The organism is Paenibacillus sp. SZ31 (assembly GCF_012912005.1).
Taxonomy (GTDB): domain Bacteria; phylum Bacillota; class Bacilli; order Paenibacillales; family Paenibacillaceae; genus Paenibacillus.
The window spans coordinates 126,418-147,763 of record NZ_JABBEA010000007.1 but is presented as its reverse complement, the minus strand read 5'-3'; the positions used below and the strand labels follow the sequence as shown (position 1 = coordinate 147,763).

The following is a 21,346-nucleotide window of genomic DNA, read 5'->3' as shown; positions in this document are numbered from 1 at the left end:
AGGCAAGGTCAACCTAAACCAAATTCAGGGGGATAACCTAAATGAATCAAAAGCCACGTAAGTTTGTCGGTAAAATGGTTTTGGCAACAATGATGACCGTCGTTCTGGCAGCATGTAGCAGCGGCACTGGAACTGGAGGTGACGTCACAGAAGTTCAGACCAATGCAGCGATGGAGACGTACAATGTGGGAGATACATTTAAAGCGACAGAGCCATTTAATCTCTCCATACTCTATAGTGATCAACCTAGTTATCCATATAAAAAAGACTGGTTACTTTTTGATAAAATCACCGAACTGACGGGTGTAACACTTGAGCCAACGATTGTACCGATGAGCGATTACTCTCAGAAGAGATCTTTGTTAATTAGTTCCGGCGATGCACCACTGGTTATTCCTAAAACGTATCCTGGTGAAGAGTCTGCATTTGTATCTTCCGGTGCGATCTTACCGATTAGCGATTACATTGATTTGATGCCGAACTTCAAGGATAAAGTGGAAAAATGGGGATTGGAAGATGAACTTGAAGGACTTCGACAGGAAGATGGAAAGTACTATGTACTTCCGGGTCTGCATGAAGAAGTATGGCCAGATTACACATTACTCGTAAGAACGGATGTTTTTGAAGAAAATAACATTGCCATCCCAACCACATGGGACGAATTGTATGATGCAGCGAAGAAATTGAAAGAAATCTATCCGGATTCCGTTCCTTTTTCGGACCGTTTCCAATTCAATAGTACGTTGAACATCGCTGCTACCGGCTTTGGAACTAAGGGTGGATGGGGATTTGGTAACGGATTGACGTATAAGGAAGATCAGGATCAATTCGTTTACACGGCTACTACACCAGAGTATAAGGAAATGCTAACGTACTTTAACAAGTTGGTATCCGAAGGGTTGCTCGATAAGGAGAGCTTCACGCAGGATGATGATCAGGCTGTACAGAAATTTGTATCCGGCAAATCTTTCATGATTAACGGTAATTCCCAGACCGTTGTATTGCACAGAAATGATATGAACAAAACGCTCGGAGAGGGTGAATTCTCTGTTGCGAAGATTACAGTACCTGGTGGGCCAAAAGGCCAGCTGATGTCCGGGTCCAGACTTGAAAACGGTGTCATGATATCCGGGAAAATTCAAAAAAGCGAAAATTTCAAAGCCATTATGCAATTTGTTGATTGGTTATATTACAGTGATGAAGGTCAAGAGTTTGCCAAGTGGGGTGTAGAAGGCGAAACATTTACCAAAGAGGGTGGAACACGTAAATTGGTAGAAGACGTAAACTACAATGGCTTGAATCCGAAAGGTACGAAGGATCTGAGAATTGACTTTGGCTTCTCTGGTGGCGTGTTTGCCTACGGCGGTACTACAGATCTGTTGCAATCGATGTTTAGTGAAGAAGAGTTGAAATTCCAGCAAGACATGAAGGATACCAAGGAAGTTATCCCGGCAGAACCGCCTATCCCATACTCTTCCGAGGATCGTGAACGGGTAACACTTCTGAGTACACCACTGAAAGACTACTCTGACCAAAATACACTTAAATTTATATTGGGTGAGCGGGACTTGTCTGAATTCGATACGTTTGCCAAAGAGCTGGACAGTCAAGGTCTATCCAATTATCTGAAGCTGGCAAATGACACGTACAAAGCCTACAAAGAAAATAAGCAATAACAAAGCTAATGCTGTTCGAATTACCGTTTCACTCCGATATTTAAGTGGAACGGTAATTTGTGCTAAGATAAATGAATACGGCTGAGAGAAAGAGGTCTAGGCATGTCACTTAATCAAAAAATAAGAGGCTCGACCAGAGCATATTCATATAATCTGTTAAAAGAACGAATTCTTCATCTGGAACTTAAGCCTGGTACCAAGATTTCAGAGAAAGAGATTGCAGATGAACTGCAGGTGAGCAGAACACCCGTGCGAGAAGCATTCATGAAACTTGCTGAAGAAGAACTGTTGGACATTATTCCACAGAGTGGAACAATAGTCTCTCATATCAATCTGGAGCATGTGGAAGAAGGCAGGTTCATGCGGGAAAAGTTGGAGAAGGAAATCGTGACATTGGCTTGCGCTTCTTTTCCTGAAGAGTTCAGATTCAGACTCGAAACCAACATTGCAATGCAGGAAGTATGTATAGGGAAAAACAATTTCTATCGACTGTTTGAACTGGATGAAGAGTTTCACCAGATTTTATTTCAGGGCACAGGTAAGCTGCGAACGTGGAAAATGTTGCAACAATTGAACATCCCTTTTAATCGGTTACGTTTATTACGTCTAGCGGAAGACTCCAACCTGGAGGTCATTATCTCACAACACAAAGAGATTTATCGACTTATCACAGAGCGTAAGACGGAGCAAGCGGTTCAGGTGATGGAAGCTCATCTCAGACTGGTTGTTATTGAACAGGAATCGATAAAAGCGAAATACCCGCATTATTTTATATAATGCACCGATGTTGTATGATACTCTCCATATGGATATGCGAAAACCCCTGTTCAATTGAACAGGGGTTTTGGTTAAGCAAGTCGTCACACGAGAGTGTTAGGCTTGTTTGATAAATGTAGGATCAGGGTATGGATCTGCAATCCAGCCATCTTTTTCGATGAACAGACGTACAGCAATAATTTGTTTGTTTTCCATTAAAGTAAAGAAGTGGGGTGTATTCTCAGGTACAGAGATGACGTCCCCAGGAGACAGTTCTACATTAAAGTAGCCCACATCATCTGTAGATTTGATCACAAAGATTCCTTTACCAGCGACAATCGCACGAATCTCATCTTCAGCGTGGGTGTGGATCTCTTCGAACTTGGCCAGCTTTTCTTCAATATCTGGAGTTTGTTCGGACAGCGTGATGACATCCCAGATCTGGTATCCGCGACGTGCAGCCAAATCTCTAATTTCATAATCGTAAGTTTCTAAAACTTCGGCTTTCTGATCATCAGTCAATCCAAAGTTATTTTGCAGATCCGTGTTCAGTTTGGATGCGTCCCACTTCTCATATAATACTTCGTATTTGTTCAAGAAATTTCGAACGTTTTCGTCACCAGTGATGCGTTCGTTCGTATTTCGGATTACAATTTCAGCCATGTTCTTTCCCTCTTTTCCACTTGGTTTAATTGAATTATATCGGATTGCTCTGTTTTTGTCGATTCTCAAATTCCGTTCATATTCGAGCAAACCCGCCATCTTTCGGGAGCAAACCCGATCTTTCACATTAAGTTAGTTTCTGTTAAACTAAGATTTAACGTTTTGCGGGGGTGAAGATATTGGATAAGATTAGTCTACACGATGCATTAAAACAACGAATATTAATCCTCGACGGTGCAATGGGGACCATGATTCAACAAGTTGATCTGACTGGTGAAGATTTTGGCGGCGAAGATCTGGATGGATGTAATGAAATGTTAGTACTTACTCGTCCAGAGATAATCCAGCGCATTCATGAAGAATATCTGGAGGCCGGCGCCGATTTAATTGAAACCAACACATTTGGTGCGACATCTGTCGTGCTTGCTGAATACGATATTCAGGATCGGGCACGCGAGATCAACCTGGAAGCAGCCAGAATTGCGAAAGCCGCGGTTGATCGTTTCTCTACACCGGAATCTCCACGTTATGTGGTAGGTGCAATGGGACCAACAACCAAAACTCTGTCTGTTACTGGTGGTGTAACGTTCCAGGAACTTATCGACAGTTATTTGGAGCAAGCGCTTGCTTTAATAGAGGGAGGCGTTGATGCGCTACTGCTTGAAACCTCTCAGGATACCCTCAATGTAAAAGCAGGCAGTATCGGAATCCAGCAGGCCTTTGAACAGAGCGGTGTTACACTGCCCCTGATGATTTCAGGAACGATAGAACCGATGGGAACGACCCTTGCGGGTCAGAACATCGAATCCTTTTATATATCCTTAGAACACCTTAACCCAATTTCGGTAGGACTAAACTGTGCTACAGGTCCGGAGTTCATGCGTGATCACATTCGCTCGCTTTCCGGAATGGCATCGGTTGCCGTTAGTTGTTACCCGAACGCGGGTCTACCCGATGAGAACGGTAATTACCATGAGTCACCAGACTCTCTGGCTCAGAAAATTGGTGCTTTTGCCGAACAGGGCTGGTTGAATATTGCTGGTGGATGTTGCGGGACAACCCCTGCACATATTCGGGCTATGCGCGACACACTTGCCCAGTACCCCCCAAGAGAAATGAACGGAACACATCCACCTGCATTGTCTGGTATAGAACCAATCTATATCGAACAGGACAATCGTCCATACATGGTTGGTGAGCGTACGAACGTGCTGGGATCACGAAAATTCAAGCGGCTTATTGTAGAAGGTAAATACGAAGAAGCTTCGGAAATTGCCCGTGCTCAAGTGAAAAATGGAGCGCACATTGTCGATGTGTGTGTACAAGACCCGGACCGTGAAGAGTCTGAAGACATGGTGAAGTTCCTTGAACTGGTTGTGAAAAAAGTAAAAGTACCACTCATGATCGATACGACAGATGCTTCCGTAATCGATCTGGCCCTCCAGTACTCTCAAGGTAAGGCGATAATTAACTCCATTAACCTTGAGGATGGCGAAGAGAAATTTGAGCTGATCACGCCGTTACTTCATAAGTACGGTGGTGCAGTTGTCGTCGGAACGATTGATGAACGGGGTCAGGCGATTAGCCGGGAGGACAAGCTGGACGTAGCCAAGCGCTCTTACGATCTGCTGGTGAACAAGTATGGACTCAAACCAGAAGACCTCATTTTCGATACGTTGGTGTTCCCGGTAGGTACGGGAGATGAACAGTACATCGGTTCAGCCAAAGAAACCATTGAAGGTATAAGAGTGATCAAGGAAGCGATGCCAGAATGTCATACGATACTCGGGATCAGTAACATTTCATTCGGACTGCCTGAAGCAGGCCGTGAAGTGCTGAACTCTGTATTTTTGTATGAATGTACCAAAGCTGGTCTCGACTATGCCATCGTAAACACAGAGAAACTGGAGCGTTATGCGTCCATTCCGGAAGAAGAACGCAGACTCTCGGAAGAGCTTTTATATAACACGAATGATGAAACACTGGCGGCGTTCGTAGCGGCGTTCCGTAACAAGAAGGTTGAGAAGAAGGAAAAAATCTCGAACCTTTCATTAGAAGAGCGTCTCGCTTCATATGTTGTGGAAGGAAGCAAAGAAGGATTGCTGCCGGATCTCGAACAGGCACTTGCCAAATACACAGCACTTCAAGTGATTAACGGTCCACTGATGCGGGGTATGGAGGAAGTAGGTCGTCTTTTCAACAACAATGAGTTGATTGTAGCTGAGGTGTTACAGAGTGCGGAAGTCATGAAGGCTTCTGTAGCATATCTGGAGCAGTTCATGGAGAAGAACGAAACTTCGGTTAAAGGCAAGATCATTCTGGCCACGGTCAAGGGCGATGTGCATGACATCGGTAAGAACCTGGTAGAGATCATCCTGTCCAATAACGGTTACCGTATCATTAATTTGGGTATAAAAGTACCACCAGAACGTATCATTGAGGCATACCGAGAAGAAAAAGTCGATGCGATCGGCCTCTCGGGTCTATTGGTAAAATCAGCGCAACAGATGATTCTTACCGCTCAGGATTTGCGAACAGCAGGTATTGATGTGCCTATTATGGTTGGCGGAGCGGCGTTGACACGTAAATTCACCAAAAATCGTATCCGTCCTGAATATAACGGAATGGTTGTATATGCCAAAGATGCGATGGATGGTCTGGATCTGGCGAACAAATTGATGAATCCCGTTACACGTGAAGTGATGCAACTGGAGATGGAAGCTGAAAAAGAAGCTGATGCTTCAGGTGCTGTAGCTGTTCAGGCTCTTCCTGAGCTTACGCGAGTGGAGCGTTCGGATATCGCTGTAGATCATCCGGTACTTGTCCCGCCTGATCTGGAGCGGCATACGATGCGCAACTATCCGTTATCACATATCCTGCCATACGTTAACATGCAGATGTTGCTTGGACATCATCTGGGGTTGCGCGGTTCAGTAGAACAACTGCTTGCTTCAGGAGACAAGAAGGCTACCGACCTAAAAGCAGTCGTGGATGATATTATGCAAGAAGCTGTTCGTGACGGGATAATTCAGGCGCATGCCATATATCGTTTCTTCCCGGCTCAGTCCAGTGGTAACAGCGTCATTATTTATGATCCAAAGGATACCAGTAATATTTTGCATACATTTACGTTCCCACGTCAAAAAGTCGAGCCGTTCCTATGCCTGTCCGACTTCCTGAAGCCTGTTGAATCCGGTCAGATGGATTACGTTGGTTTCATGGTTGTTACTGCCGGACATGGTGTGCGTGAACTATCCACAGCGTGGAAAGATCAAGGGGATTACCTTCGTTCGCATGCTCTGCAATCCGTAGCACTCGAAGTAGCAGAGGGATTAGCTGAGCGTGTGCATCATATGATGAGAGATATCTGGGGATTCCCTGATTCTGCCCAGATGACCATGAAGCAACGTCACGGTGCACGCTATCAGGGGATCAGGGTATCCTTTGGATATCCGGCTTGTCCGGATTTGGAAGATCAAGGGCCGTTGTTCAAGTTGCTGCAGCCTGAGGATATCGGTGTGGAATTGACGGAAGGTTTCATGATGGAACCTGAAGCATCCGTATCAGCGATGGTATTCAGCCATCCGCAAGCCAAGTATTTTAACGTAGAAAAGGCATAAATCAGTAGAGTGTCAGGCAAAGCCCTCCGCATTGTCGGAGGTTTTTTGCTGGCAACAGAAAGAGGTGCGATCCAGAATGGAACTATATTTCCTGGGAACTAATGCTGGTGTACCTACGCTTCAACGGAATGTAACTTCCATTGGGCTACGCATGTTGGATGAGCGCAGAGCTTTGTGGTTGTTTGACTGCGGGGAAGGAACGCAGCACCAGATTTTAAGTTCTCCGCTTAAACTAAGCAAATTGGAGAAAATATTCATTACTCACCTGCATGGTGATCATGTATTTGGTCTTCCAGGGCTGCTTTCGAGCAGAGCCTATCAAGGTGGCACCACACCATTAACGGTATATGGTCCGCCAGGTACGGATCGAATGATTAGTACAACGATGGAGCTTAGTCAATCCCGGGTGAACTATGATTTGAATATCGTGGAACATACGGGCGGCGTCCTATTCGAAGATGACAGTTTTATCGTGGAAGCTGCTTTGCTTGAGCATCGGATTGACAGCTATGGATACCGGATTACGGAAAAAGATCGTCCAGGCAGCCTGGACCCAGCCAAAATGGCGGAATATGGTTTGAAACCCGGCCCATTGTTCGGCCGACTGAAACGTGGAGAAACCATCACGCTGGATGACGGTCAGACGCTTCGTCCAGAAGATGTATTGGGAGTGCCAAAACGCGGCATGGTGATCACCATATTGGGTGATACACGTCCATGTGACAATGTACAGCCTCTTTCCATAGATGCAGATGTGCTTGTGCATGAAGCTACATTCATGCATGATCTGGCCGATACAGCGCACGAGTACTATCATAGTACTTCAAAACAAGCGGCAGAAGCGGCTAGAGCGGCGAATGTTGGGCAATTGATTATGACTCACTTCAGCTCACGTTATAAAGACGAAGATCAACTGCAGCCACTTTTGGAAGAGGCACAGTCCGTATTCCCGAATACCAGACTTGCAAACGAACATCAGCTTATTCCTGTTGTGCATCGCAAGCAAGAATCTTAACGATGAATGCGAACCAGTGCACGGCTAAACACGCCACATGAAGAACCGGGTAATTGCACGGGACTGAGGGAGAGGAACTCCCGCGGTCCCTTTTGCAATCTGGTCAGAAAGCGTGTAGGATGGGCAATATGAAGAGGGAAATGATTCAAATTATTTTCCGGGAAAGCGCAGGAAATGACAAGCTTGTACAGAAGACGCGCGAGTTAAACCGTCGGTGTTCGATCCGGTTCGACTTGTTGTGTGCAGATGTCAGCAAGCCGTTGTTTTTTGCCTGAATACATAGGTTCGCGTTAAGTACAAGGTAAATAATTAAGGTTATGAAAAGTTAATGGAATTAAGAAAGGAAGTGCTGTGTGTGATTAAGGCCTATCTGATTGACTTGGATGGTACGCTCTATCATGGCAGACATCGTATCGAAGGAGCCGATCAGCTTATTCGAACACTGCAGGAGCTAGGAAAGCCGTATTTATTCGTAACGAATAATTCATCCCGTACACCACAAGGCGTGGCAGATCATCTGAACGGGATGGGGATACCTGCCGACGCGTCACAGGTATGTACTTCTGCTGTGGCTGCTGCTGAATACGTTGCTGAAGAGTCCCCGGGTGCAAAAGTGGCATGTATTGGAGAAGCAGGACTGCTGCAAGCCATAGAAGAAGCTGGATTACAGCTGACAGACGATGCACCAGATTACGTGATACAGGGGATTGACCGTGAATTTTCCTATCATAAACTGACTAAGGCGTTAAGGTGGATTAATGCTGGATCAAAATTCATCATGACCAACCCGGATCTGCAGCTTCCTTCCGATGATGGACTGACACCTGGGGCGGGGACTATTGGAGCAGCAATTGAAGCCGCGACCGGAGTTCATCCTACAGTTATAGGCAAGCCATCGAGTGTTATAATGAAGTCAGCCATTAGCCGGCTAAACCTGGCGTCTCATGAAGTGGCAGTGATCGGAGATAATATGCGAACCGATATTGCAGCTGGAGTGGCAGCAGGGTGTGAGACGCTGTTGGTACTTACCGGTGTGACAACACGGGATAATATGGATGGACACATTCAAGCAGCGAAGGCTCGACCTGATCATGTGTTTGAAGATTTGCATAAATTGATGGAGTGGCTGTCGCAAGAGGCAGACCAAGCTTCCAAAAAGGGGTAATGTACGATGCCGGAACTACCGGAAATGGAAAATTACCGGACCTTGCTGTCCGAGAAAATACTTGATCTACTGATTACAGGTGTGGTAATTAACCGCGATAAAACGATAAATACGGAGCCTGATCTATTCATCAATGAACTTACAGGTAATCGCATCATATTTGTTGAGCGCCGAGCGAAGCATCTGATTTTCCACTTGGCTAATGGTAAACGCCTGGTGCTGCACCTCATGTTGGGTGGTATGATTTTCTGGGGCACGGAAGAGGAACGTCCTGATCGTTCCACACAGGTGGAAATCCAGTTTGGGGACCACATTTTATTCTTTATCGGTCTGCGCTTGGGATATTTACATCTGCTTACTTCGAAAGAAACTGAAGAGGCGATGTCTGATCTTGGACCTGAACCTTTGGATCGACGGATGAACGTGGAACGGTTTGCTTCCCTATTGAAGGGTCGTCGGGGTACGCTCAAGACAACGTTGGTGAACCAGCATATTATTGCGGGGATCGGCAACTGTTATTCGGATGAGATTGCCTTTGCTGCTGGTCTGAGACCAAGCTCCAAAACGCAGAACATCGCGACTTCACCAGAGCTGACGGAGCGCTTGTTCCATTCGATGCAGTCCGTGTTGCGCGAAGCAGCTTCTGAGGGTGGTTATATGGAAATGCCGCTGATGCAAGGGGATACGAAGACAGGAAGCTTTGACGAGCAGTGTCGCGTATACGATCGGGAAGGCGAGAATTGTCCGCGCTGCGGGGGAACGATTGAACGAGTGGAAATTACGGGCAAGAAGGCGTTCTTCTGTCCGAAATGCCAGCATGAGGCCTAAAAACGGAATCGGGGCACATGTCAGCACCAGAGGCGGATTTCTTCAGGCAGCCAAGAGAGCGAATGAGATGGGGGCAACGGCGTTTCAGTATTTTCCGAAGAACCCGCGTAGTCTTGGTCTGAAAAGTCTGGATCTTAAGGATGCTGAGCAGTGCAGGGATTGGTGTGAACAGCAGGGACTTGCTTCGATTGCACATTCACCCTATCTCACGAATCCGGCGTTGGGCATGACCCGTGGAGAGGCGGGCTTTCATGCTACAATAGCTTCTATTCGCAATGATCTTGAAATTTCGAATGCTTGCGGTTCTGTCGGGACGGTTGTCCATTTTGGACATATCAAAACGAGCGATCCGCTGGAGGGCTATCAGAACCTCATTCATTGTCTGGATACCGCCTTGGAGAATTGGCATGGTCATTCGAAAGTTTTGCTTGAAAATCAGGCAGGTGATCATGGCCCCATGGGCACGACAATGGAAGAAATGATACAGATTCGCAAATTAAGCCGATATCCGGAGCATATTGCTTTTTGTTTTGACACATGCCATGCTTTTGCTTCAGGTATGTGGTCGTCAGGCAACGAAGCGGCGATGCTCGATAAGGGCAGGATACTCGGATACTGGGATGAGGTTGCTGCTGTACATTTTAATGATTCCAAATATGCATCCGGTTCGTGTAAGGATAGACATGCGAGGATCGGACAGGGGTATATCGGAAATGAATCAATGAAAGCATTGTTAACTGCGCCTGAGTTCCAAAAAGCGGTTGTTGTGCTCGAGACAGAAACGGGCGAAGATGGAACGCACCATGATGATATAGCGCTCATGCGTTCCTGGCTATAATGGGGAGAGGAGCGATTGTATGCATGTTTTTTTGGATGACTATCGGGCGTGTCCGAAAGGATTTGTTCTGGCAACGAATGCAGAAGAGTGCCTGATGCTGCTAAGAGAAGGTGACGTGGACATTTTGTCGCTGGATTATGAGCTTGGTCCGGATTCGCCCAATGGGGGTGAGGTTGCGGCATCCATTGTACGAGAAGGGCTGTTTCCGCGCGAAATCTATTTGCATACGTCCAGTATGTTTGGGAAACGCCAGATGTACGAGATGTTATATAGCAATAAACCCGATTCGGTAACCATTCATAATGGACCAATGACGGGTGAGGTCATGCTGCGTGTTGCCGCGGGAGAAGAAAGTCAATGAAGCCCATTACATCCAAAATGTTAATGCGCGGCGTATGGGAAGGCATGCCACAGGCTGTATTTATATATACCCCTTTATGCGGGACATGTGCGGCAGCCCGGCGTATGTTGGAGGTCGTTGAGCACATGCTGCCAGAAGGTATTTTATCCGAAATGAACATTCATGACATTCCTGAACTTGTACAACAATTTCAAATTTCAAGCGTGCCAGCGGTGATGCTGTTTGATGGTCAGCAAGATGTTCCAAAAATGGTTTATCGGATGAGCTCTGTAGAGCACTTGCTCTCTGAGATCCGGAAGGTGGTGCTGAAATGAGTATAATTTCGATGGAACATGTCTCACTTAGACGAGAAGAGAATCAGATTTTAGATAATGTACATTTGCGCATCGAACAAGGCGAACATTGGGTTATTCTGGGTCGGAATGGTTCTGGCAAAACAACGTTGCTGGAAATGATGAACGGATATATGTTTCCAAGCCAGGGACGCATTGAAGTACTGGGTAATCTGTATGGACAATGTGACGTCAGGGAAGTACGTAAGGAAATCGGTTATATCAGCCAAACGTTGATTGAGAAACTAACACCCAGAGATCCGGTATGGGAAGTCGTCGCTACAGGAGCGTATGCTTTTTTGCGTTTTTATCAGACGATTCCTGATGAAGTAAAAGCAAAGGCAATGAGTTTGCTGGATGATATGGGCTTTGCCAACCTTGCCAACAACTCGCTGGGTACGTTATCCCAAGGAGAGCGCAAAAAAGTCATGCTCGCTCGTTCATTAATGGCTGAGCCAAAATTGCTGATTATGGACGAGCCTTGTGCCGGGCTAGACTTATATGAACGTGAGAAAATGCTGGCTGAGATTGATCGTCTGCGCCAGCGTAACATTACAGTTGTGTATGTGACACATCATGTTGAAGAGATCGTACCTTTATTTACGCATGTGGCCTTGATCCGCGATGGACGTATTGCTGCGGCAGGCCCCAAACATGAAGTTTTGACACAAGATACAATTAAGCATACGTACGATGTCCCGGTCGATATCCAGTGGGATGACGGTCGTCCGTGGATACGCGTGCGTTCTGGAGGGTAACACAATTTGAGTACACAATCGTCTTGGGAAGAAGGCAACTTCTCCCGTTTTATCTGCACAGCCAATCACGGCTTTGCCCCTTATGCTCAGGAAGAATTGCGCCGTACGTTTGGTGCGGTGAAGAGCACGGTACTCGTACCAGGAGAAATTTTGCTTGCGGGTCTGCCTGTAGCGGAGGAAGAAGTTGCAGGTAAGCTGTGGGCAGAGTATCCAACGTTTTTACGTCATATTCAACCTGTTCAGTTTCAGGAGAATACAGAAGATTCGGAACAGTCTATCGAGAAATTGATTGCATTCGTGCTGAATCATAAAGAACTGACAGGTACCCCTGTCGTGCTGCAGGTACGGAAGACAGAAGGGTCTTTTTGGCAAGAAAATGCGGCCTCATTGAAGCAATTGCTGACAGAAAAGCTGGATGAGCTAGGCTGTGAATGGGTTGTACGTGATGCTGATTATGTCATTTCCGTATTTGCTGCAAATGATATGTTGTATGCTGGCGTGTCCAGACCTGAACAGAATCTGTCAGACTGGAGCGGGGGAGCCGTACGTTTTCAAAAAGAAGACGGACAGATCTCGCGGGCCAAATTCAAATTGCTTGAAGCCGAGCAAACGTTTGGTATTGACTTTACTTCATTCCATAAAGCACTCGATATCGGTGCAGCACCAGGTGGATGGACCTCATTCCTGCTTGAACGCGGGCTTGAAGTAACGGCGGTAGATCCGGCGAAGATGGATGCGACGCTGCTGGCATCACCAAAACTGACTTTCTTGAAAAAGAATGCAGGGGATGTTCGTTTCCGCGAAGGAGAATTCGATCTGCTCGTATGTGATATGAGTTGGAGTCCGAAGCTGATGAGCCGACTTGTATCGGATCTTCTATATAGCCTTCAGCCCGGAGGAACAGCCATCGTTACCGTGAAGTTATTGCATAAAAAACCGCTCGCGCTCATTAAAGATGTGATTGATACGTTTGAGCGTTCACGGATGCAGATTCAACGTTCCAAGCAGTTGTTCCATAATCGGGAAGAGATTACACTTTATATGGTCAAATATTAAGAGATCTAGCCTTGATTAAAGCAGCTAAAGGTATTATGAAATTGATTTGATTAAGCCCATTAAATATTGTGCTTTACAATCTATTCCTGCCTGTACTATAATGATACCAATATTAACCATAACAAACCTGAGGGAAAGCATCCCGAAGTGAACGAAACCGGATATCCGGTCTGTTCTTCTTCGGTGAGGCTTTCCCTTTTTTGTTGTGTATTGAAGGAGGAATTGATATGAGACATCCGGCCAGGCTGGAACGTGGAAGCCTGCTGGGAGGGAGATATCGTATCGTATCCATTCTGGGTACAGGCGGAATGAGCCATGTATACGAGGCGGAGGACTTGAAGTTGCCGGGCAAGATATGGGCAATTAAAGAAAGCGTAACAGCTATGCCATATGAAGGCAGCATGGAGTCGGAGGCGGCTCTACTGACATCCCTTCGCCATCCAAGATTACCGCAGATCGTTGATTTTTTTGTACCGGATGAAGAGGGGTACACGTACTTGGTGATGGAATACATCGAAGGGTTAACGCTCAGTGAGTATTTCAAGCAGTGCCGCGGGAAGATCCCGATGGAGCAGTTAACGGAGCTGGTGCTTCAATTACTGGATGTGTTGAGTTATCTGCATAATCTGAATCCACCTGTTATCTATAGGGATCTGAAACCATCAAATATCATGATCACCCCGGAACATGAAGTAAGATTAATCGATTTTGGCATCGCCAGAAGTTACAAACCGCAAAGTGCTGAAGATACCGTTAAGTTGGGAACCGCTGGCTTCGCTGCACCTGAACAATATGGCTCAGGTCAGACCGATGCTCGTTCGGATCTATATGGACTCGGAGCATTGCTGCTCTATCTTATGACAAGTGGGGCGTATACGGAATGGATTCAAGGTGTGGAAAGTTCTATCCGGAGCGATGTTCCACGGACATACATCCCTGTGGCGAGAAGACTGTTAAGGTATAATGCCGAAGAGCGATTCCAATCTGCCGATGAGGTAAGGAAGGAACTGCTCCGAATACCCGGCGGAACAATGCCCGGTGGAGATACAACGATGACCTTGAATGGGGGAACAAGAGTTATTGCCCTGACTGGTGCTTCATCAGGTGTAGGGGTTACCCATACGGCTATAGCTATCAGTCATTATCTCGAAAGGCAAAACTTCAAAGTAGCTGTGATTGAAATGTCACCTCGCTCTCAATCCTTTGCAAGGATTCAACAAATCGCTCAAGCGGGTAAACCGGTGCCGGCAGGCAGACAGTTTGCTGTGGATGGTGTGCATTATTGGAAACAGTCCGGGCGAGCGGATATTTTGTCTTTGCTTGGGGGGAGCTATCAATTCATTGTGATGGACCTCGGTAGTGGTCAAGACCAGAACCGTCTGGAAGAATTTCTGCGTGCAGATCTGCCCATTGTCATAGGCTCAGGTGCCGAATGGAGACAGGCGGAGATTGGCGCTTTTGTTCGATCACATCATCGGTATCCACGAGAGAAATGGATATATTGTTTGCCCCTGGCAGCAACTGAAGCAGTTCAGCGCATTCGTAAAGCTCTGGATACATCGAGTGTATATGGGCTGCCGTTACATATTGACCCGTTTGACAAGGATGCACAGATGGATAAAGTGTTTTCTCATATTTTAACGCATATGATGGCACAGCAACCCAAGAAACGTTCGTTCTTTTCACGAAGGAAAGTACATGATTAGAGGAGATTACGGAAGGAGAGCCTCTTTTGTCTAAATTAAGAAAACAAAGCCGTCAACTGATCTATGCTGGGCTTATCGGAGCAGGAGCTGTAGGGTTGGTGTTCGGAGGATATGTTATTTACAATGTCAAAACGATGGGTGATGTCAGGTCAGCTGTAGAAGCCCGTTATTTATCGGTATATGAGGAAAAGGAAGCTGAATTAAAGCAACAATGGAATTCGGGGGCACAAGGCTGGGTTACCATTCGGGATGTAGAAGCAGGTGAACCGATATTGCCTGAGGATCTGAAGCTCATTGCAGTCCCGGATGCACAGGCGCCCCGAAATCTCTGGTCCAGTACCAAGCAGATGGAAGGCCAAGTGGCTAAAATAGAGTTGAAAAAGGGAACAGCGATTACCACCGAAATGGTGTACGAGGATACACCGGCTCCACCCGACTTAAGAAATCGAGAGCTGCAAGTTGTACTACTGCCATCCTCACTCGTAAAGGGAGATATTATTGATGTTCGTATCCAGTTCCCCACAGGACAGGATTATGTTCTCTTATCGAAGAAGAAAGTGGAACGAATCAATGCAGCTACCTTATGGATTACGATGACAGAGGAAGAGATTCTGTCACTCTCAAGTGCAATTGTAGATGCCTATTTACATAAAGCTTCAATCTATGCCTTAACCTATGTAGAACCACAGTTTCAGACACCTGCAATTGCGACGTATCCTGCCAATTCAGAAGTGTTAAAACTGCTGGAGAGTGATCCGAATATTGTTCGACGAGCCGAACAGGAGTTATCCAGACAGGTGCGAAGTTCGCTTGAAAGTTCACTGGCCGCTTCCATGACAGCACCGTCAAAAGGGGTTGAACAGGATGTGGCACAATCCTCAGTGACCTATAACAGTCGTCCATCAGCGAATAATTCGGCAACATCGGATGGTGTGATGTGGAATGATGGTTCAGGAAACGGAGCTGGAGCTAATTCTGGAAGCGTGAATGATCCTGCTGCAGCTTCACAAACAGAACAACAGAGCCTGCTAACGGGTGGAGAGTAGAGATCAATCTGAGGTTTTCATATTAAGATAATTCAGATAACAAAGGTTTAAAGAAATAGAAGGGAGTTATGACATCTATGCATACATGGATCTTTGCAGGTTTATGTGAGAAGAATGATCTGATGCTGTATCTTTGCAAGATATTGGCCTCGACAGGCAATAAGGTCTTGCTCGTAGATGGAACCTTACAACAGAAGTACGGGTACGGTGTAGGGGACAGTCAGCAGTCTTTGCGAATTACGGAATTTGAAGGTTTTGATATTGCTTGTCATTTTGTCACTTCAGCAGCTGTAGAGAATCATCTTGAAGTAAATGGAGAGCGATTGGACAGCTATGATTATGTGTTATATGACATGGAGACCTCACACTTTGCTTCGCGTAATCTCTGGCTGAACGCCGATGTAAGAGTCTGGGTGAGTGATTATGAGCGTTACAATCTGGAACGAGGCAAGGGCTGGCTGAAGCGGTTGCTTGAAGAACAGTCATTGCCTGGTGAGCTTTCATTTCAGCGGCTCTTCATTAACGGGGTGGACTGCAAGCTTGAAGCTCGTTATCTGTGGGCTTATCTGGAGGGTAGCCCGTTTGTATGGACAGGAGAATCCTTAGTGCTTCCATGGGATGAGTTAACAGCGGCGGTTAAGCTTGAGAATGAGCATCATCGCCGAGTTCATCTTGGACCTTTGTCACGAAATTACAAAAAATCGTTGTGTCGTGTGGTCGAGCAGTTAACAGGTTGGGAAAGTGTTCGCAGCCGTCGTGCGATGAAAGAAGCAGAGAGGATGAGAGCATGAGCACCATTACCTTTTGGAGCCCTTTTGCAGGAACAGGTTGCACCTCAAGCACATTAATTAGTGCCTATGCAATGGCACTTCACTATAGGACAAGAGTGTTACTTGTTAATACAGGTCTTGTCGGAACTAGTACAGAAGCTGCTCTGCCATCCAATGAGACGGATTCCACAGATTCCGTGTTCTCCTTCGAGGAGGGTGGCTGGGATGCAGTTGAACGGCTGCATTCGAGCGGAAGTCTGAACAAGCACAATCTCAGGGATTATACCAAGCCACTTCTGAAGGAAAGACTTGATTTCCTGACCGGAAGCATGAATGAGATGGATAGCTCTCCGCACGAACATGGTGAGACTGTGAAAAAGCTGCTGAATGTAGCTAACGAGTATTATGATCTGGTTCTTCTGGATGCGGATCATGCTGGTGTGGATTCGCAGCTCAAGCTGCAACAAGCGGACTATGTTGTAATTAATCTTGATCAAAATATGCGAAATCTGGAGTTGTTTTTTGAAGAAATCCTGCCAGAACGAATGGACAAACAGAATATGCATGTTGTCATTAACAAATACGATCCGCAATCCCGTGCAACGCTCTCCAATATTCGGCGCCGGTTCAGATACAAAGGCACGATATCTGCTATACCGTACACAACCGGATACCTCGATGCAATGAATCGGCGAGATGTCGCTAAGTACTTGCAGTTGGAAAGTTTGAGCGAGAATAAGGATATTCGTAAAGGAAGTTTTGGTGCAAGCATGAGCGAACTCGCTCGCCTGATTATGGACGGCGCAGGCATGCGTACTGTTCTGAAGAGGCTGGAAAGGGGAGCCTGAACCTCCAATGCTCTGGAATACCATATGGATAAGTTTAATTTTGATTCTGTGTCTGACCTATCTCTGGTTCAAGTATAGAACGTTTCTTCGTGAAAAAAATGCTCGTGTTCCTGAACAGGAATCGTTCACGATTGATATGTTGATAGAGAAGGTGAAGAACTCACTTCACGAGCTTAGTCATAGTCAACTCGCGGATGCGGGTCTGCACGAAGAAGAATATCGTCGAAGAATCAATCAACGTGCCGAGATGAGAAAAGCCCTGAAAAGCTGTGTCTCAGGCAGTGTCAGCGACAAAACATATGTCAAAAACTTGATAGGGGATCTGCTGACCCGAAGCATAGGCCTGAACAAATCAAATGTAGATGAAGTAATTTTGTTTGCAGAACCAGATTTGTTGACGATCCAGGACCGATTCGAAATTGTGTTCTATCTGTACCGACAGCAATTCGGTGTGGATGCTCTTTCCCGAATGATTGATACCTACGATCTTGGCAGGCTGAGAATGGAGGAAGGTTCGGACGACGGAGGAAGTTATTATATCTCTGAGGAGGATATTCAGTATGTGTTCGAGTGTGAATATCGGGAGCTTGGATTCAGAGAAAAGACGGATATCATCGTGCAACGTATCTATCAGCATTATAAAGGATTCTCTGTTGTTGATGAGATAAGAGACCAACGTATTGACGGCGTTAGTGGTGGTGTCAGCGGTATGCTGGATACTGTTCATAATATGGGAATTCGAAAACCCGCATCATGGAATGATTTGCTGGAGCAGGGACTTGAGGATGATGCACATGAAGAACCGCTTAGCGGGATGGGAAGTGTATGGGTTTTCTATAAAGGTAAGTCCATTCATCTGTCCTTTCTGTCCTTCGGCAGCATCCGTGAACTGAAACGGGTATGCCAGAATATATACAAATACAATTATCCGGGACAGTTGTCGGAAGCTAGTGGATACAAAGTGAATGAGATGAAGGACGGCTCTCGTGTCGTTGTGGTTCGTCCTCCTTTTGCAGAATCATGGGCGTTCTTCGTCCGGAAGTTCGATATTCCGAATGCTTCACTTGAACAATTGGTTACGGGTAACAACGCAAATCTGCCAATTACATTGCTTCAATACCTGATGAAAGGAAGTCGGATTACAGCTGTAACCGGGGCACAGGGATCTGGTAAAACGACGTTGCTTATGGCTATGGTCAAACACATCTATGCATCGTATACCCTTCGGGTGCAGGAGATGGCGTTCGAACTTCAATTAAGACGGATCTATAGCCGACGTAATATTTTGAGTTTCCGAGAGACCGAACACATTTCAGGTCAACAAGGGCTTGATTTGCAGAAAAAGACGGATGGTACCGTCAATATTCTCGGTGAGGTTGCGAGCGATGAAGTAGCTGCATGGATGATTCAAATGTCCCAGGTTGCCAGTCTGTTCACTCTGTTTACCCACCATGCCAAAACATTTCGTGATCTGGTCTTCTCCCTGCGTAATTCCTTGCTCAAGACAGGCATGTTCCAACATGAACATATTGCTGAGGAGCAGGTTGTAAGTGTCATTAATTTCGATGTTCATATGAAGAAAGATGCTGAGGGACGAAGATATATCGAACGTATTACGGAGTGTCTTCCTCGTGCGAATCAAGGTGACAGCGTGGAAGAGAGGGCAGGTTTTACATTTCGTAATGTTGTGGAGTACAGAGATGGAGAGTACGTTGCGACAGCTCCAATATCTGCGGGATGCATGATGGATATGCGAGAACAGATGACTTTGCAGGATGCTGAGAGATTTGAACAGTTTATGAAGCAACACTGGGGTGATCAGCATGACAATTAAATGGATTCTGCTCCTCGTATTAAGTATTTGTGCAGGAGGACTGCTGATCACACTTCTGGTTTTAGGTGTGTTACGTCGCAGAGGAGGTGGTCCAACAAGTCAATCCGGCGTTATTCTAACTCCCGGCGGCAAGGGATTCAAGGGACTGGGATCCCTATTGTTACAGTCCTACCGCTTTGGAATGAAAGTCCCACTGTTATCAGCCTATATTCTACAAGTACAGAAGCGTATTTCATTTCGCCACATTGGGGATGAGCCTTCACTCCGAAGACTGACGATGACAGTAGTTCTCATTATCCTAGGTGGCTATGGAGGCATAAGTGTCATTCTGTTTCTTCTGCAGCCGGGTATCGCTTTTGTAATATTGTCCGTGCTCTGTGCTGTGGTGCTAAACAGCCTGGTGTTGGATATGTGCCTCAGTCGTATGGAGAAAAGGTTGCTGGTGCAGATGCTGGATCTATTTGCAGATGTAAGGCATCGGTATCATCAGCATGGCATGGTTGAGGAAGCGCTCTATGAAGCTGCTGAAGCAGGTACAGGAGAAGCAGCGGAACAGGTAAGACTGATCTATGAAGCCCTAACTTCTCCAGATCCGAATGAAGCACTTGAGCGTTATTATGAAGTGGCTCCTAACCGTTTTCTAAAAGGATTTGCAGGCGTTTCCTATATGGTCATGGAGTTCGGGGATAAGGACAGAGCACAAGGATCTATCTATCTCAAGGGACTTGGTAATCTGACTCAGGAGATTCATTTGGAGATTTTGCGGCGTGATAAATTGGATTACCTGCTCAAAGGACTTAATATCATCGCGCTCGCTCCGGTATTATTCACCGCTCCGATCGAACGCTGGGCTAGAGTCAGTTTCCCAACGATGGATGAATTTTATCGCAGTAAAATCGGTTTTGTTACCAAAATATCGATCTATGTGATCATTATCCTTGCTTATTTGCTTCTCCAAAGGCTCCAGCAATACGATGAGACCCGTTACCGGTCAGGGCATAAGCATTCATGGTTGGATCAGTTTCTGTACAAGCAAACTTTCATACGGAAATTGGCGATGTTGTTTGCGGCGAAACCTGGCAGTACACAGTACAGCCAAACGATACGACTGATGAGGGAGAGCAGCTCGGAGCTGAAATACGAATGGCTTGCCATTCGTCGAGTGATGTTATTCGCAGGTTGTTTGGTTCTTACAATGGGCTGTATCTTGCTGTTGCATCAGGTTGAACGTAATCACATCTTGCATGATCCGATCCGGGATGACCGAATGTTTGGAGCAATGGCTGAAGCGGATCTCAGGAAGGCTGAGGAAAAAACAGCGTTGGATCAATCCGTGCTTGAAAGTGTAGAAATGAACCGAGGAGCTACATACGAAGACATCTCCAAAGCGTTACAACAGCTATCTCCCGTTCAGCTGGACCATGACACCCAGGCTGAGACGATCGCGCGCATTATGCAAAAACTTGAGGTGTATAACAAGCAATATGTACGCTGGTGGGAGATGATTATAGCGATTGTCATGGGTGTAGCAGGGTACTACATGCCCGTATGGCTCATGTTATTTCAGCGGAAAATGCGCAGGTTGGATATGCGACATGAAATCTATCAATTTCAGACGGTGATTTCCATTTTGCGTGAGATGGACCGGATGTCAGTGGAGGAGATATTGGAGTGGCTTAATCGATTTGCCGTCATTTTCAAGCGTCCGCTGCAAAAATGTTTGTTGCATTTTGAACATGGGCCAGAGCTTGCACTTGAACAATTGAAGGAAGAGGCGGGCTTGCCCGAGTTTCAGCGACTGGTGGATAAATTGCAGCTTGCCCTTGGCAAAATCTCAATACGTGAAGCCTTCGATGATCTTGAGAGCATGATGGCATTCTATTTTGAACAACGCAAGCAGGAATACAGCAAAATGATTGATGTAAAAGCATCATGGGGGAGAACCATCGGATTTACACCTATGTATGCCCTTATCTTTTTGTATCTGGTCATTCCATTGGTTGGTATGAGCTTCTTGCAGATGAACATTTATTATGAGCAAATTCAGAAACTGTAGCACAATTCATCTGTGTAA

General features: G+C 46.0%; 19 protein-coding genes. 18 read left to right on the top strand and 1 reads right to left on the bottom strand.

The genetic code is table 11. The features are described from left to right. Positions 1 to 41: 41 nt before the first annotated feature. Together HF638_RS15800 and HF638_RS15795 are read left to right on the top strand one after the other, a co-directional pair. Positions 42 to 1,676, top strand: a complete 1,635-nt coding sequence (locus HF638_RS15800; RefSeq protein WP_169481056.1) for an ABC transporter substrate-binding protein — start codon at positions 42 to 44, stop codon at positions 1,674 to 1,676. A 102-nt stretch (positions 1,677 to 1,778) separates the two neighbouring features. Further along, positions 1,779 to 2,453 carry a GntR family transcriptional regulator gene (locus tag HF638_RS15795; protein ID WP_169481055.1) on the top strand — a complete coding sequence of 225 codons (675 nt, stop codon included), beginning with the start codon at positions 1,779 to 1,781 and terminating at the stop codon, positions 2,451 to 2,453. A 96-nt stretch (positions 2,454 to 2,549) separates the two neighbouring features. Here the strand turns inward: HF638_RS15795 and HF638_RS15790 are convergent, their stop codons facing one another. Next, the gene (locus HF638_RS15790; RefSeq protein ID WP_169481054.1) at positions 2,550 to 3,095 is read right to left on the bottom strand and encodes a cupin domain-containing protein; all 546 of its coding nucleotides are present in this window, start codon (positions 3,093 to 3,095) and stop codon (positions 2,550 to 2,552) included. A 179-nt stretch (positions 3,096 to 3,274) separates the two neighbouring features. Between HF638_RS15790 and metH the strand changes: the two genes are divergently transcribed. From metH to HF638_RS15710, 16 genes are all read left to right on the top strand, one after another. Further along, entirely contained in the window at positions 3,275 to 6,715 is a 3,441-nt protein-coding gene (gene metH / locus HF638_RS15785) for a methionine synthase (protein ID WP_169481053.1), read from the top strand. A gap of 76 nt (positions 6,716 to 6,791) precedes the next feature. After that, positions 6,792 to 7,730 carry a ribonuclease Z gene (rnz, locus tag HF638_RS15780; RefSeq protein ID WP_169481052.1) on the top strand — a complete coding sequence of 313 codons (939 nt, stop codon included), beginning with the start codon at positions 6,792 to 6,794 and terminating at the stop codon, positions 7,728 to 7,730. A 128-nt stretch (positions 7,731 to 7,858) separates the two neighbouring features. Then, on the top strand, positions 7,859 to 8,005 hold the full coding sequence (locus HF638_RS15775; RefSeq protein ID WP_169481051.1) for a hypothetical protein: 147 nt from the start codon (positions 7,859 to 7,861) through the stop codon (positions 8,003 to 8,005). Between the two features lie 80 nt (positions 8,006 to 8,085). Further along, positions 8,086 to 8,895: a TIGR01457 family HAD-type hydrolase gene (locus HF638_RS15770; protein ID WP_481856159.1), complete on the top strand. Its 810-nt coding sequence runs from the start codon at positions 8,086 to 8,088 to the stop codon at positions 8,893 to 8,895. A gap of 6 nt (positions 8,896 to 8,901) precedes the next feature. Next, a complete protein-coding gene (locus HF638_RS15765; protein ID WP_169481049.1) occupies positions 8,902 to 9,723 on the top strand; it encodes an Fpg/Nei family DNA glycosylase in 822 nt (273 codons plus the stop codon). After that, the gene (locus tag HF638_RS15760) at positions 9,713 to 10,561 is read left to right on the top strand and encodes a deoxyribonuclease IV (protein ID WP_169481162.1); all 849 of its coding nucleotides are present in this window, start codon (positions 9,713 to 9,715) and stop codon (positions 10,559 to 10,561) included. Before HF638_RS15765 ends, HF638_RS15760 begins: the two co-directional genes overlap by 11 nt. A 19-nt stretch (positions 10,562 to 10,580) precedes the next feature. Then, positions 10,581 to 10,922: a cyclic-phosphate processing receiver domain-containing protein gene (locus tag HF638_RS15755; protein WP_169481048.1), complete on the top strand. Its 342-nt coding sequence runs from the start codon at positions 10,581 to 10,583 to the stop codon at positions 10,920 to 10,922. After that, positions 10,919 to 11,236, top strand: a complete 318-nt coding sequence (locus HF638_RS15750) for a thioredoxin family protein (RefSeq protein ID WP_169481047.1) — start codon at positions 10,919 to 10,921, stop codon at positions 11,234 to 11,236. The genes HF638_RS15755 and HF638_RS15750 overlap by 4 nt, the downstream gene beginning before the upstream one ends. Before the next feature lie 2 nt (positions 11,237 to 11,238). Continuing rightward, complete coding sequence (locus tag HF638_RS15745) at positions 11,239 to 12,012, top strand: ABC transporter ATP-binding protein (RefSeq protein ID WP_169481161.1); 774 nt, start codon at positions 11,239 to 11,241, stop codon at positions 12,010 to 12,012. A 6-nt stretch (positions 12,013 to 12,018) separates the two neighbouring features. Further along, positions 12,019 to 13,068 (top strand): SAM-dependent methyltransferase, encoded by a 1,050-nt coding sequence (locus HF638_RS15740; RefSeq protein ID WP_169481046.1) that lies wholly within the window; start codon positions 12,019 to 12,021, stop codon positions 13,066 to 13,068. 227 nt (positions 13,069 to 13,295) lie between these two features. Then, on the top strand, positions 13,296 to 14,774 hold the full coding sequence (locus HF638_RS15735; protein WP_169481045.1) for a serine/threonine protein kinase: 1,479 nt from the start codon (positions 13,296 to 13,298) through the stop codon (positions 14,772 to 14,774). A 26-nt stretch (positions 14,775 to 14,800) separates the two neighbouring features. Further along, entirely contained in the window at positions 14,801 to 15,820 is a 1,020-nt protein-coding gene (locus HF638_RS15730; RefSeq protein ID WP_169481044.1) for an SAF domain-containing protein, read from the top strand. Between the two features lie 77 nt (positions 15,821 to 15,897). Then, positions 15,898 to 16,611, top strand: coding sequence for a hypothetical protein (locus HF638_RS15725; protein ID WP_169481043.1), 714 nt, complete (start codon positions 15,898 to 15,900; stop codon positions 16,609 to 16,611). After that, positions 16,608 to 17,438, top strand: coding sequence for a ParA family protein (locus HF638_RS15720; protein ID WP_169481042.1), 831 nt, complete (start codon positions 16,608 to 16,610; stop codon positions 17,436 to 17,438). The genes HF638_RS15725 and HF638_RS15720 overlap by 4 nt, the downstream gene beginning before the upstream one ends. 7 nt (positions 17,439 to 17,445) lie before the next feature. Further along, on the top strand, positions 17,446 to 19,272 hold the full coding sequence (locus HF638_RS15715) for an ATPase, T2SS/T4P/T4SS family (RefSeq protein WP_169481041.1): 1,827 nt from the start codon (positions 17,446 to 17,448) through the stop codon (positions 19,270 to 19,272). Next, a complete protein-coding gene (locus tag HF638_RS15710) occupies positions 19,262 to 21,328 on the top strand; it encodes a hypothetical protein (protein WP_169481040.1) in 2,067 nt (688 codons plus the stop codon). Before HF638_RS15715 ends, HF638_RS15710 begins: the two co-directional genes overlap by 11 nt. The last annotated feature ends 18 nt before the right edge of the window (positions 21,329 to 21,346 follow it).

What these genes read in the sequence shown, in the direction of transcription:
- HF638_RS15710 (WP_169481040.1), top strand. Translation starts at nt 19,262, where the DNA reads ATGACAATTAAATGGATTCTGCTCCTCGTATTAAGTATTTGTGCAGGA.
- HF638_RS15725 (WP_169481043.1), top strand. Translation starts at nt 15,898, where the DNA reads ATGCATACATGGATCTTTGCAGGTTTATGTGAGAAGAATGATCTGATG.
- HF638_RS15800 (WP_169481056.1), top strand. Translation starts at nt 42, where the DNA reads ATGAATCAAAAGCCACGTAAGTTTGTCGGTAAAATGGTTTTGGCAACA.
- HF638_RS15715 (WP_169481041.1), top strand. Translation starts at nt 17,446, where the DNA reads ATGCTCTGGAATACCATATGGATAAGTTTAATTTTGATTCTGTGTCTG.
- rnz (WP_169481052.1), top strand. Translation starts at nt 6,792, where the DNA reads ATGGAACTATATTTCCTGGGAACTAATGCTGGTGTACCTACGCTTCAA.
- HF638_RS15795 (WP_169481055.1), top strand. Translation starts at nt 1,779, where the DNA reads ATGTCACTTAATCAAAAAATAAGAGGCTCGACCAGAGCATATTCATAT.
- HF638_RS15790 (WP_169481054.1), bottom strand. Translation starts at nt 3,095, where the DNA reads ATGGCTGAAATTGTAATCCGAAATACGAACGAACGCATCACTGGTGAC.
- HF638_RS15720 (WP_169481042.1), top strand. Translation starts at nt 16,608, where the DNA reads ATGAGCACCATTACCTTTTGGAGCCCTTTTGCAGGAACAGGTTGCACC.
- HF638_RS15775 (WP_169481051.1), top strand. Translation starts at nt 7,859, where the DNA reads ATGAAGAGGGAAATGATTCAAATTATTTTCCGGGAAAGCGCAGGAAAT.
- HF638_RS15750 (WP_169481047.1), top strand. Translation starts at nt 10,919, where the DNA reads ATGAAGCCCATTACATCCAAAATGTTAATGCGCGGCGTATGGGAAGGC.
- HF638_RS15765 (WP_169481049.1), top strand. Translation starts at nt 8,902, where the DNA reads ATGCCGGAACTACCGGAAATGGAAAATTACCGGACCTTGCTGTCCGAG.
- HF638_RS15735 (WP_169481045.1), top strand. Translation starts at nt 13,296, where the DNA reads ATGAGACATCCGGCCAGGCTGGAACGTGGAAGCCTGCTGGGAGGGAGA.
- HF638_RS15760 (WP_169481162.1), top strand. Translation starts at nt 9,713, where the DNA reads ATGAGGCCTAAAAACGGAATCGGGGCACATGTCAGCACCAGAGGCGGA.
- HF638_RS15755 (WP_169481048.1), top strand. Translation starts at nt 10,581, where the DNA reads ATGCATGTTTTTTTGGATGACTATCGGGCGTGTCCGAAAGGATTTGTT.